Raw genomic sequence first — 13467 nt, forward strand, 5'->3', positions numbered from 1 at the left:
AACCATCTTTAATCAAGACACGTTGCGAAATTTGCAACACCAAATCAAGCAGCAGCCAGTTCACTCTGCACAAGCTTGATCCAGAAATTCGCCCCAATCGGTAAAAGAGCATCATTGAAGTCGTAATAGGGTGAATGAAGCCCCGGATTTACGCCTTCACGCTTGCTGCCCAGCCAAAAATAACATCCTGGCTTTTCCTGTAGCATGAATGCAAAATCTTCAGCCGCCATGCTTGGGGCCACATCTAAAACCTTGAGGTCAAGGTCCGCAGATTTCGCAAGCTCACGAACTTTACGTGCGTTTTCGGCCGTGTTGATCGTCGATGGATATCTTTCTTCATAATCAACCCGCGCTGTACAACCGAACCCTTGCGCAATCGATGCAGATAAAACCTGCATACGATGGGCTATCATCTTGCCAATTTCAGGCAAGAACCAACGGGTTGTACCACGAATAACCATGGTTTCCGGTATAATATTCCACGCATCACCGCCATGCATTTGCGTGACCGAAACAACGGCAGATTCCAATGGTGATACATTGCGGCTTGCTATTGTCTGAAGTGCTGTAACCAGTTGTGATGCAGCGACAACTGGATCCGCTCCTTCATGGGGCATGGCCCCATGAGCGCCTTTACCCGTCAGCTCGATTTCAAATGTTCCAAAAGCCGCCATCATCGCATCATCACGTGCGACACATGTGCCTAATTCAAGCGCAGGCCAGTTATGCAGCCCATAGACCGCATCCATCGGAAAGTCTTTAAAAAGACCCTCTTTCACCATGTCGCGGCCGCCACCCTCGTTTTCCTCAGCTGGCTGGAAAATCAAGTTCACGGTCCCGTCAAAATCAAGCTTGCTGATCGCTTTCGCTGCGGCCAGAGCCATTGTCACATGCCCATCATGTCCGCAGGCATGCATTTTGCCCGGTGTCCTGGATAGATAAGCGACGCCCGTTTTTTCAGTGATAGGCAACGCATCCATATCTGCGCGAATACCGATAGAACGGCGTGATGTTCCACGGCTTAGATGACCGATCACGCCCGTTTTTGCATAACCAGTCGTAACATCATAACCCCATAAGCGAAGTTTCTCCGCTATGAATGTCGCAGTCCGATTTTCCTCAAAAGCGAGTTCTGGATGCCTATGCAGATCGTGCCGCCACGCTGTTGCTTCAGCTATATCGGCCTCATTAAGAAATATAGACATGTTGAACCCTTCCGGTAGATTTGGTGAGACTGATTATACCCAGTCTCACCAAAATATCTTATCCCGTGATACGCAGCGTAAGGTCGGCAATCACAACCGATCCAAGATAAGTGCCAATCATCACGCATATAGCTACAATAACAATTTTCCAACCCGAGCGGCGAGCAATCTCAAACTCATTTCGTGTGAGCGCCAAGCCGCCATAGGCAAGCGCTGGTGTTGCCAGTGCAAGGAAGTTCAACTCGCCTACTTTCGACAGAACAAATTCTGAAATCGGAACACCAGGAATTGTAATGACAATAGCGATAAACGAAACCCACGCGACACTTGGAAGATAAAACGGCATATAACGCGCCATAATCAAACCACCCAGAGATGCGCCATAAAGGACCGCCATTCCTGGCAAAGCCTGCACTGGCGTAACACCCGTTCCCACCCAATTGGATACCAGGCCGAGGAAGCAGGCGATTATGAGCAGCAGCGCATTTTCAACAATATCGATCTTGCGTTCATCTGTGCTTTCGACAGACAAAGTGAGATTATCGACTGTATTTTTCACTGATTTCGAAGTCATCTGCCTCTCCCCTTATTTCGCGTCACGATATAAATCAGGACGGCACTTTTTAAAAAGCCACTCAGTAAGCGGCAGCGCCACAAACAAACCTACATAAAGTCCGGTGGCATAAGTTAGAATATTGCTGGCTGCTGCGAGAGCGAGAATGAGGTCTTGCTGATCAGGTAAAACGCTGACCAAACCGCCAGTACAAGCGGCAAGCATACTACCGGAGCCAACACCACACGACATCGCCAAAGCGCGTACATCGAACACGCCAAGGCTATGCACCAGCGGCGGCATGATAGCGAATACGAAAGTCCCGATAAGCGTTCCTGTTGCATAAACGCCCATGACGCCGGCACCTTCAGGACTATCGAGACCATATTTATCAGCAATCAGTGCAAGATTAGGCTCACGATCAATCGAATAGGTAGCGCCAATTGTTTCACGTCCCATACGCAAAAGAAAAACAGCTATAGGGAAAGCGATTGCAATCGTTCCGAGATTACCGATCTCCTGCAAAATGAGAGCAGGACCGGCAGCAATGATATTGTCAATCTGCGGGCCGACAGTTGTGCCGAATTTGGCAATAAACGGCATAATTGCAATGGTAATCATCGTTCCCGAAAGCTTTACCGAATCTGACTTCAGCACTTTTCCTGCTGCCTTCAGGATATGCGGGTTCAGAATGATCCCCATGGCGAATGCATAAAGCATCGGCAGAAAAATAACAGAGCCAATACCTATGGGTATTTTACGAATTCCAATCAATTCTGAAATGCAGATGATAACCAGAACGAATGCATGCAACCAGATGTGATGCATTGCGAATACTTTATTCCCCTTCACGCGGGCCTCCTTGATTTTATTTTACCGCTATACATCAGTATGATCAGTTTAAAAATGAGGTCCAGCCTGATATCCGGGAACGGAGCGTTGCTTGCACAGCAACAGAAGGCACGACTGTGTATCAGTGAGTTAATAAACCTGCTTAATTGATCCTCTTTTTAAAAAGGACTATTCTTCGATTTCAGGGCTTTAATTACTATATTCCCCTTCGAATGATGGACCAAAAGGCACAATGTCATTATCAACGTCCAAAGGCTGGACTGTTCCATTAACACACAGCGTTTCCAGATTTATGCCGACGCGTTTTAAGCTACCGCTCCGAATTATTATATCGTACTCGCCAGTCGCTTCAACTAACGTCATTTTCCAGCTTCTGGGATTCCTACGACATGAAGGATATTTATTTTAACACTACATCTTAACGTGCTCTGGCATGACCTTTTTTCCTGTGGCTCCGTGCTAGTGAACTCGGACACAGGTGCTATCGATCATCACGATATCGCCATCATAGGCCTCAGAGAAGGCTGCTAGCACCGGTTCCAGATACCAGAATGCCACGAGGTTTGCGCGGTAACAAAGGGGCAATAATCTAACATTCGCGTTCTGTCAGTTCATCGCGACGACGCGACATCAAGTACCTTCAGTTCAGAGGTCATTTGAATCACTAATTCATTCAAATAAATAGACTATTTATGAGTGCATGACCTAAAATGCCTCTTTTGGCCTAACGCAGAATGGCAAGTTTCTATAGTTCAAAAAATCGTGTCATTCTCATTGAAAACTATTTGATCATGATGCCAAGAAATTCTTCTCATAAACCCAGCTAATTGCCGCGAAGATTATCAGGCAACCCAACAGCATCGGGCAGTCACATAAACGTGCAACTGCCCGATGCGCAAGGCATATAATCAGATAAGAAAAGAAACAGCATATATTCTTACTATTGTATTTTCTTAAGATAAGAAAATATAAATTCGTAATGAAAACCGCTATTTAACTGGGGCGATGAAGCTACATATAAAACACTGGCTTCCAATGTAAAAATAACTTCATCGCCGGCCCCCACAAAACATAATCTATTTAATCCAAATATAGAGACAAGCGGGTAGCGTCTCAATTTAATATGGTTTTTGTCTCAAAATTGAAGATTCACTGTCGATCAAACGAGACATACCTGAATATATCGGGGCAAATAAGTGCGCATGAGCGTAAGACGAAAAAACATCCTCTTCTGGAAAGCAAAGATCAATATCTGATCCTTTAACCTCACAGATTGGAAAATGTTTCCCGGATCGCTGACTGCACCAGAGGACACAATATATTCCATCATCATCGCGAAAAGGATGAAACAGTTAGTTATCGAAAAATTATGCGTTAAAAATAAATAATTAAAGTGCCTGAATATGGCAGAATAATCAGAATATTTACTTCAATAACAAAAGCGCCGGGACTGGAGCACCGACGCTTTGTTACATTATCTCTGTTTCACTTACGAGGCGATCAACTATCAGTCGCATCATCAGTGTTTACTTACCGAAAACTGCGCTCTGGATCTGTGAACGTGATACGCCAATATCGGCAAGAAGATGATCGTCCATTGCACCGAGTTCACGGATTGCGCGACGACGTGAAACATACTGCTGGAATTTCTGACGAATGTTCATTTCTATCTCCTCATTATGTGCCCTATAAATAATCGTTTGCACAAATTTCCACCACGGATATGATTGCAAATGAGGCATGCGTTTTCGCTGGAGCTCACTTCTTGAAAACGCCACAATCGCCTATGGTATAGTGAGTAAAGGCCGTATATTTTTTTGATTTTCAGAACATTTGCCTTTTGCAAAACCGGTCTTAATCGATTAATCCGCTCCTTGGAGGAATTTACTTCCAGCCTTTTTCGGACACCACTATGCTTTACGGTATTTTACTCGCGTTTGCGTCCTATGCTGCATTCGCTATCAGCGACGCCTGCGTCAAGTTTCTTGACGGTACATTGTCACCCTATGAAATTGCTTTTTATGGTGCCGTATTAGGATTACTTGCCATTCCTTTTATCAAGAAGCCCGAAGACCAGTGGCTTGATATGTTTCGAACCACAAATATAAAACTCTGGTTGCTTCGCACACTCACCGCTGCAATGGGTGTAATTGGGAGTGTTGTCGCCTTTACGCATCTTTCAATGGCTGAAGCTTTTGCATTGATCTTCCTGCTTCCTGCCTTCGTGACGATCCTGTCTGTTCTCTTTCTTAAAGAACAGGTCGGTTGGCGCCGCTGGTCGGCAGTCGTCATTGGTTTTATTGGTGTACTTGTTGTACTGCGCCCCGGCTTTCGTGAACTGTCAATCGGTCATCTCGGTGCACTTGCCGGCGGGCTTGGCGGCGCCTTCAGCATCGTAATTTTTCGTGCAATGGGTAAGAAAGAAAAGCGTATTTCACTTTATACTGCTGGCCTTATCGGGCCAATCATTATTTGTGGCACCCTGATGATCCCCGGCTATCAGACACCTTCTGTAATTCAATGGGGTTATCTTGCAGGCTATGGCCTGCTAGCAGCATTGGCAAATATTCTGCTCATGCTCGCCGCACAACGAGCACCGGCCAGCGCTATTGCATCCCCGCAATATAGCCAGATGCTCTGGGCAATTCTGTTTGGCTATTTCATTTTCCATGATCACATAGATCTGCCAATGCTGATTGGCATTGTTCTCATCACGATTTCCGGCCTCTTCACTTTTGTGCGCGAACGTCAGCGCGGTGTAACCGGACCGGTATCTGTTGTGACTTCAGATCCATCATCTGCTCTGGCCGAAGAAAAATAAGACCTTTCTTACGCATGTTTGATTTTTATACGACTATATTGAAGCTGAAACCGGTTTTCAATTTCAGGCCGGTACTATAAAGATCCCGGTGCATATCCCGCCCACACTTTTACCAATAATTATCTTGAAAGATTGAAAGCGCTTTGCGTGGGATCAGGCACGAAAACAGAATTGATCGAGGATGAGATAATGGCTGAGAAGCGAGCAATGTGGACCTATTACAAGGGAGAATGGCATGAGGGTGATGTGCGTATTCTGGGCGCAGCATCGCATGCGACCTGGCTTGGCTCTCTTGTGTTCGATGGTGCCCGTCTTTTTGAAGGTGTGACGCCTGATCTTGATCGTCATTCTGCACGTGCCAATGCTTCTGCCAGCGCTCTGGGACTTGCACCAATGCTCAGCGGAAGCGACATTGAGGCACTGGCTCGTGAGGGATTGAAAAAGTTTGCACCCGGCACAGATGTATATATTCGTCCAATGTATTGGGCGGAAGAAGGTGACAGCACTACAGTTGCCGCAACACCGGAATCGACGGATTTTGCACTTTGTCTTGAAGCAATCCCTATGGTTGAGCCAAAAGGGTTTACCGTCACGACCACTTCTTTCCGCCGTCCATATCTTGAAGTCATGCCGGTCAATGCAAAAGCTGCCTGCCTTTATCCAAACAGTAGCCGCATGTTACGCGAAGCCCAGGCCAAAGGCTTTCATAATGCACTGGTTACAGACGTTCTCGGCAATGTTGCAGAGACTGCAACATCGAATGTTTTTCTGGTCCGTGGGGGAGAAGTGTTTACCCCGGTTCCAAATGGTACATTTCTGAACGGGATTACACGTCAGAGGGTTATTGGACTTCTGCGCCAGGCTGGTGTCAGTGTTCATGAAACAACCCTGACAATTCAGGATTTCCGTGAAGCGGACGAAATCTTCTCAACGGGCAATATGAGTAAAGTTGTGCCGATTATTGGCTTTGATGAAAGAAAACTGGAATATGGCGCTGTTACCAAGCGTGCACGTTCACTTTACTGGGAATGGGCGCATAGCTGACCCGCGCTCTCACCCCCCTTCGATTAATCGTATAATGATTGCTGTCTAAATGCTTGAACATACCCCGCTGTTTATGACAGTAGCCATTATTGCAGCTTTTTTTGTCGGCCTGTCCAAAGGCGGGCTTCCATCTGTTGGTACTTTGTCGGTGCCACTTATGGCCCTGGTGATTTCACCCGTAACGGCAGCAGCTCTTCTGCTGCCGATCTATGTCATAAGCGACATGTTTGGCCTTTATCTCTATCGCCGTCACTTCTCAGCGCGAAATCTGACTATTCTTACCCCGACAGCGATTGTGGGTATAGGCTTGGGCTGGTTTTTCAGCTCTCACCTTTCAAGCACTTTTATCGGAATGATGGTGGGGCTGGTAGGATTGCTCTTCTGTTTCAATGTATGGTTTGGCAGCAAATATCGCAGCCAGGCACGCAAAGCTGATATTCCACGTGGAGCCTTCTGGGGTATTATTACAGGCCTGACCAGCTTTGTCTCTCATTCCGGTGCGCCACCGTTTCAGATGTATGTCCTGCCACAACATCTCGAAAAGCTGATCTTCGCAGGTACGTCGACTATTCTTTTTGCAATCGTCAATGCGGTTAAACTTATACCCTATTGGCAATTAGAGCAGTTTTCCAACCTCGACTGGTCGCTTGGTTTGTGGCTTTTGCCAGCCGCAATCATAGGTACATTTGTTGGTGCAAAGCTCACCCGCATCATGCCGGATGGGCCATTTTTCCTATTGGTACAACTCACACTTCTAGGTCTGTCAATCAAGCTGATTGCAGATTGGGTAATCCCGTTTTTGTGGCCTTAAATACATTCTGAAAATGGAGAACCTGCTATAATGAATAATAAAAATTGATGTTGCCATTCATCCTTCTGTTTTGACGACATCATAGTCAGCAAGTAGTCTGGGCCACAACATGGGAAACAGAAATCAAATCAATGGAGGATTTCATAGTGCTTCAGAAAAATCTGGATCAAAAAACGAATTTCTATATCGACGGCGCATGGCGCTCTCCGCTTGAAGCAAAGACAATTGAAGTTATTAATCCAGCCAATGAAAAGCCCTATGCGGTAATTTCTGCTGGCTCGGCTGCTGACATTGATCTGGCTGTTGCCGCAGCACGAAAAGCTTTCCCTTTATGGAGCGAAACGCCTGCTGAAGAACGCATTGGCTATTTGCGTCGCCTTGTTGAAATCTACGAGCGTCGTCTTGAAGAAATGGCACAAGCTATTTCCAGGGAAATGGGCGCACCTATCAAGCTGGCACGTGAATCTCAGGCCGCAGCTGGCTTGTCGCACACAAGGGCATTCATTGCTGCTTTCGAGAATTTTGAGTTTGAAGAAATTCTGTCTCCAAAGCATCCCGAGCAGGCAATCATCTATGAACCAATTGGTGTTTGTGGACTGATCACGCCCTGGAACTGGCCAATGAACCAGATCGCACTCAAGGTTATCCCGGCTCTTGCTGTGGGGTGCACAGTTGTGCTCAAGCCATCTGAAATTGCTCCTATGTCAGCAATGCTCTTTGCTGAATTTATCGATGAGGCCGGTTTTCCCAAGGGTGTATTCAATCTTGTTAATGGCGAAGGTCCGGTTGTAGGCGAAGCCATGTCGCAGCATCCGGACATCGATATGATGTCGTTTACCGGTTCAACCCGTGCTGGCACGGCTGTTTCTCGTGCTTCTGCGGCAACGGTTAAACGTGTTTCATTGGAACTGGGCGGTAAATCACCCAATATTGTGTTTGCGGACAGCGATCTGGAAAAAGCCATCGAACGCAGTGTAAATCATTGTTTCGAGAATACGGGCCAGTCCTGCAACTCCCCTACCCGTATGCTGGTTGAACGCTCCGTCTATGAACAGGCAGTCGAGTTTGCAAGAAAAGCTGCCCTAAATACGAAAGTCGATGATCCCGCGAAAGATGGTGAGCATATCGGCCCCCTTTCTTCCTCCATCCAGTTCGAGAAGGTGCAGGCGCTGATCCAGAAGGGTATTGATGAAGGTGCACGTCTGGTTGCTGGCGGAACTGGACGCCCTGACGGTCTTTCAGAAGGCGATTATGTCAAACCGACCATCTTTGCTGATGTGAATAATAGCATGACCATCGCACGTGAAGAGATATTCGGCCCTGTGCTGGCAATGATCCCTTTCGATACGGAAGAAGAAGCCATCACAATCGCCAATGACACACCATACGGGCTTGCGGCCTATATACAGACCGGCAACCCCGAACGCGCAAAGCGTGTTGCCCGCAAGCTACGCGCTGGCATGATCCAGATCAATGGTACACCACGGGCACCTGGAAGCCCGTTTGGTGGCTATAAGCAATCCGGTAATGGCCGTGAAGGGGGTAAATGGGGACTGGAAGATTTCATGGAAGTGAAACTCATCAGCGGCTGAATTTATCTCGACTACCAAAACGAAACAGCGCCGGTAAAACGGCGCTGTTTCATTATAATTCCATGCCCGCATATCTGTTTCTGAGCGAACAGAAAGATAATACGAGAAACAATTTCCTACCCAAAAATGATAATATGAAAGCAGTTTTCGGAGCGTTCAAACGCTGCTTTATGATATAATAGCTCTATGAATGATCTGTTTTCTCAATTTAAAACTCAGGAAAATATCGCGGATGGCGCGGTTCTTTTACGCGGATTTGCGCTCGCAACTGATGACGAGATGATAAATGCCATACACGCCATCGAGACTGAAGCCCCTTTTCGGAACATGAAAATACCGGGCGGTTTTGTCATGTCAGTCGCTATGACAAATTGTGGTAATTACGGCTGGGTGACAGACCATAATGGCTATCGCTATAGCGCTGTGGATCCAGAGACAGAAAAGCCATGGCCCGTAATGCCTCAAACATTTCGTGATCTTGCAGAACAAGCTGCAAAAGCCGCAGGCTATTGTGATTTTTCACCGGATGCGTGTCTGATCAATCGTTATGAACCCGGTGCAAAAATGTCTTTGCATCAAGATAAGGACGAGAAGGATTTCACCAATCCGATTGTGTCTGTCTCGCTTGGACTTTCCGCGACATTTCAATTTGGTGGATTAAAACGCAGTGACCCCGTGCGCAAATATGTGCTTCATCATGGTGATGTTATTGTCTGGGGCGGCCCATCCCGAATGTTTTATCATGGCGTTCTGCCATTGAAGGATGGAGACCATTTAAAACTCGGTCGAAAACGTTATAATCTCACCTTCCGAAAAGCCCGGTAATTTAAAAAAATCATGCAGACCGTCACATTAATATATTGTGTAGCCGGGTCTCTTCATTGGCACGAACAGGATATTTTTATCCATCAGAAACATAATTAAAACAGTGATTTAATATATTTTCTTAATAAAGAAATTCATATAGAGCAACACCCGGAATTCACTGATTGAAATCCGGGTATTTCTATCTTCATCAGTTCAGTGCTTTATCGCGTGTTTCCACATTGATAAAGAAGGCAATAACACCGGCTAATGCCAGAAGAGCAGCAAAAACAGCAACGGCCATATTGAAGCTCTGCGTTACCACAATTGCCAGGGCCGATGGAGCAAGCAAACCACCCAGTCGCGCCATTGCACCTGCCGCCCCCATGCCGCTTGCACGCAAGGCAGTCGGATAAAGCTCAGGCGTAAATGCATAAAGTGCGCCCCATGTGCCAAGCAAGGCAAAGCTCATAATGAGGATCGACGCACCAATGAGAGCAGAGCTTCCTGCAACCGTAAAGAGCGCACAGGCAGCCGCACTGATAAACAAAAAGCCGATGAGCGTTTTGCGGCGTCCCCATGCTTCAACACCATAGGCTGCGAGTGCATAGCCCGGTAATTGCGCCAGAGCGACAATAACCAGAAAACCATAACCGCGGACGAAGCCAAAACCGTCACTGGCAAGCTTGGCCGGTATCCAGGTGAAAATACCGTAATAGGATACCGAAACAAGGAACCATATTGCCAGAGTGGTCAGCGTACGTTGGCGCAGATTTGGTGAAAGAAGCTTTTCATGTGTCACCAGAAGCGGTGCTTCAAGGATAGCCTTTGGCGGCAATTCTGACTTGCCATTGCGGCGTAAAACGCGATTCATCACGCTTTTTGCTTCTTCTACCTGCCCGATTTTAAGCAAATGCATCGGAGATTCAGGAACCCAGAAACGCAACCAGATGCCAATAAGCGCTGGTGCCGCTGTGACGATGAAAATATAACGCCAGGCATCCTCCACACCTGCAAGGCTGGCAGCCCATGCAGCAAGCGCAATAATCACTGTGCCTACAGCCCAGAAACCTTCAAGCATGACCAGCCAGCGACCACGATTTTTAGACGGTAGAAACTCAGCCATCATTGCATAATCAACAGGCAAGGTGCCGCCTACTGCAATACCCGTTAAAAAACGAAGACCAAGCAGAATACCAAAGCTTGGCGAAAAGGCAGAAAGCAGACCAAATACGGCATCACAAGCAACCGTGATAAGAAGAATACGGCGGCGGCCATATTTATCAGCCAGCCTACCAAAGAGTGCAGCGCCAATAAGCATGCCGAAGAAAAACAATGTTCCTGTCTGTAAAGCTTGCGGCACAGTGAGATCAAATGTCATGGCAATTGATGCAGCAGTAAAACCCACGGCCAAAACCTGCATCGCATCCGCGGCCCAGACCAGGCCGAATACGCCAAGCAGATGACGCTGGAAGGGGCCAGCCCCAGCCTGATCAAGCGTTTGTTCGATAGTAATTTTCATGCCAGCCAGATCCCCTTTTGATCAGAATTTCTCAATGACGCTTTTGCTGCGCTTTGAAAGCATGGGTGTCAATATGAGGAGACTGGATCAGCGGATACTTTTGCTTAAGTTGAGCATAAGTATCCGACACTGTGGTTTTTGTGTCACTTTTACAGACTGTTTTCTCGCACAGAAAATGCATCTATGACCATTGGTATGAGGTAAAGGATATTGATATGAGTCGCACAGCACGCAGCTTCGGTATTGTTTGCGGTCACATGCCAACCGGTGAACAAAATGATATTACTGACGTTCCAGGGGTGCTTGTCGGGCATCATACATTACGTGACGGCAATATAAATACCGGCGTGACGGCCATCCTGCCCCATTCAGGCAATCTCTACCGGCAGAAGGTGCTCGGTGCCTGCGATGTCATCAATGGCTTTGGCAAAAGCATTGGTCTGATGCAAATTGAGGAGTTGGGAAATATCGAAACTCCAATCTTGCTCACCAACACATTTGGTGTTGGAACCTGTGCTAATGCACTTATTCGCGAAGCTGTGAAAGCTAACCCGGATATTGGACGCACAACCGCCACCGTTAATCCAGTTGTGCTGGAATGCAATGATGGTCCCTTCAATGATATTCAGGCCATGGCCATTACAGAAGAACATGCACAGCTGGCCCTGCAAAATGCTGGCAAGGGCTTCGAGCAAGGCAATGTTGGTGCCGGCACGGGCATGACATGTTTTGGCTTCAAAGGCGGCATAGGCAGCGCTTCACGACGTATCACACTTGATGGTACCGATTATCATTTGGGAATTCTGACGCTCACAAATTTTGGACGCACAAATGATCTTGTACTTCCAGATGGGCGCAGACCATCGCCAAGAATGCCCGCACAACCTGAAAGAGGTTCGGTCATCATCATATTGGCAACAGATGTTCCATTAGAGCATCGACAACTAAAGCGGATTTCAAAACGCTGTGGCGCGGGGCTGGCCCGTCTTGGTGCTTTCTGGGGCAATGGCAGTGGAGATATTGCCCTTGGCTTCTCCACGGCAATAGATTTCAACCATGATGAAACATCTGACCTCATCCCGATGAGAATCCTGAACGAAAACCGGATCGATATGCTTTTTCGTGCTGCGGCTGAAGCAACTCAGGAGGCAGTTCTCAACTCAATGTGCGCGGCTGAAACCTTCGTTGGTCGTGACGGAAACCGGCGCATTTCCCTGGCTGATTGGCTGGTTCAGTCTGAGTCTTGCCGAAACTCGCATTGATCCTGTTTTCTATGATGTCCCGGACCATCTCGCGATAAACATTATATGAGGAAATCCTTATATTTTAAATCAAAAAACATATTTATCTATTTGTAATATATAATTAATTTACATTAATGATACCTTTATTTCCTTTGACTTAGAAATATTCTGTTATCGAATTTTGTCAGTTTTGAGCAAATTATGAAGGGGGTTGTTAACCTTCATTTTTTATTACTAAGGCTCATTCGGGCGACATATCTATGGTTCAGGTATCATGCGTAATTTGAGAAACAATCTTCCCTACAACAACGGCAATCGTGCTGAATCTGCTCCAGAGCAGAAGCCACAGCAGCGCGACCCGTTAGGAGCGCATTCACCAGACTCTGACGGTGCATGGAAATCCTATTTTTCATTGGGAGAGAATGTGCGCTTTACACGTACGCCGGAGATTGATCTGGTTCGTCGTCGTGGTGAGGATTTGCCTGATATAAATACGCGCTCTAAGCCCGCTCTGGTAGAGACAGCTTCAGAAGAAATTGCAAAAGTTGCAGAAACACAGCCAATGGCTGTTGCAACGCTCCAGAAAACTGTCTCGCATAATATGGTCCGAACTCCCGTAGCGCCTATTGCTCCCGTTCTCAACACCAGTGCCGTCACCCGGCCTGAGGAATCTGTTCCGGTTCAGCCGACTTCATCGACCGAAGCTACGTCCGTTCCAGATGTTTCCACTGCGGTATCCACATTTGCATATTTGTCGGACTTTGCTTTTTGGGAAAGTTTTGATTTTGATTCAGCTCCGGTTCAGCCGGCTGTAGCTGTTACAGAAGTTGCAGAACCAAAACCTGCTGTGCCGAGTGTTGAATCGATTATTGCGCAATTCCGCACGGTTGAATGGGTCAAAAACAAGCAACAGGAAGTCGCCGTTACAGAACAGCCTGCTCCGATTGCTGAAGTTGCTCAGCCTGCTGAGGTTGCAGCTGTCCAGGAAGCTCTGGCAACTCCGGTTATGCAAGTGAAGA

General features: G+C 47.0%; 11 protein-coding genes and 1 pseudogene. 7 read left to right on the forward strand and 5 right to left on the reverse strand.

The genetic code is table 11. From position 1 onward, the window contains the following. Positions 1 to 44: 44 nt before the first annotated feature. The 4 genes from FHY56_RS01050 to FHY56_RS01070 all read right to left on the reverse strand — a co-directional run bounded on the left by FHY56_RS01050 (position 45) and on the right by FHY56_RS01070 (position 4274). The gene (locus tag FHY56_RS01050) at positions 45 to 1205 is read right to left on the reverse strand and encodes a M20 aminoacylase family protein (RefSeq protein WP_140903324.1); all 1161 of its coding nucleotides are present in this window, start codon (positions 1203 to 1205) and stop codon (positions 45 to 47) included. 58 nt (positions 1206 to 1263) lie between these two features. Then, complete coding sequence (locus FHY56_RS01055; RefSeq protein ID WP_140903325.1) at positions 1264 to 1779, reverse strand: hypothetical protein; 516 nt, start codon at positions 1777 to 1779, stop codon at positions 1264 to 1266. A gap of 12 nt (positions 1780 to 1791) precedes the next feature. Next, positions 1792 to 2586, reverse strand: a complete 795-nt coding sequence (locus tag FHY56_RS01060; RefSeq protein WP_140903537.1) for a DUF3100 domain-containing protein — start codon at positions 2584 to 2586, stop codon at positions 1792 to 1794. A 1550-nt stretch (positions 2587 to 4136) separates the two neighbouring features. Continuing rightward, positions 4137 to 4274 (reverse strand): DUF1127 domain-containing protein, encoded by a 138-nt coding sequence (locus FHY56_RS01070; RefSeq protein ID WP_007879385.1) that lies wholly within the window; start codon positions 4272 to 4274, stop codon positions 4137 to 4139. 248 nt (positions 4275 to 4522) lie between these two features. Between FHY56_RS01070 and FHY56_RS01075 the strand changes: the two genes are divergently transcribed. The 5 genes from FHY56_RS01075 to alkB all read left to right on the forward strand — a co-directional run bounded on the left by FHY56_RS01075 (position 4523) and on the right by alkB (position 9703). After that, a complete protein-coding gene (locus tag FHY56_RS01075; RefSeq protein ID WP_140903326.1) occupies positions 4523 to 5431 on the forward strand; it encodes a DMT family transporter in 909 nt (302 codons plus the stop codon). Between the two features lie 189 nt (positions 5432 to 5620). Then, positions 5621 to 6475, forward strand: coding sequence for a branched-chain amino acid aminotransferase (locus FHY56_RS01080; RefSeq protein ID WP_140903327.1), 855 nt, complete (start codon positions 5621 to 5623; stop codon positions 6473 to 6475). 49 nt (positions 6476 to 6524) lie between these two features. Next, entirely contained in the window at positions 6525 to 7286 is a 762-nt protein-coding gene (locus FHY56_RS01085; RefSeq protein ID WP_140903328.1) for a sulfite exporter TauE/SafE family protein, read from the forward strand. 146 nt (positions 7287 to 7432) lie between these two features. Beyond that, entirely contained in the window at positions 7433 to 8878 is a 1446-nt protein-coding gene (locus tag FHY56_RS01090; RefSeq protein WP_140903329.1) for an aldehyde dehydrogenase family protein, read from the forward strand. Positions 8879 to 9064: 186 nt separating this feature from the next. Next, positions 9065 to 9703, forward strand: a complete 639-nt coding sequence (gene alkB, locus FHY56_RS01095; RefSeq protein WP_140903330.1) for a DNA oxidative demethylase AlkB — start codon at positions 9065 to 9067, stop codon at positions 9701 to 9703. 190 nt (positions 9704 to 9893) lie between these two features. On the opposite strand, the gene FHY56_RS01100 is transcribed toward alkB, so the two are convergent. Next, complete coding sequence (locus FHY56_RS01100) at positions 9894 to 11204, reverse strand: MFS transporter (RefSeq protein ID WP_140903331.1); 1311 nt, start codon at positions 11202 to 11204, stop codon at positions 9894 to 9896. A 215-nt stretch (positions 11205 to 11419) separates the two neighbouring features. On the opposite strand from FHY56_RS01100, the gene FHY56_RS01105 reads away from it, so the two are divergent. Both FHY56_RS01105 and FHY56_RS18330 read left to right on the forward strand, forming a co-directional pair. Continuing rightward, a complete protein-coding gene (locus tag FHY56_RS01105) occupies positions 11420 to 12466 on the forward strand; it encodes a DmpA family aminopeptidase (protein ID WP_140903332.1) in 1047 nt (348 codons plus the stop codon). A 256-nt stretch (positions 12467 to 12722) separates the two neighbouring features. Then, positions 12723 to 13086 (forward strand): annotated as a pseudogene (locus FHY56_RS18330) (DNA translocase FtsK); the annotation flags it as partial. Between the last annotated feature and the right edge of the window lie 381 nt (positions 13087 to 13467).

It is taken from the genome of Brucella gallinifaecis (assembly GCF_006476605.1).
GTDB lineage: Bacteria > Pseudomonadota > Alphaproteobacteria > Rhizobiales > Rhizobiaceae > Brucella > Brucella gallinifaecis.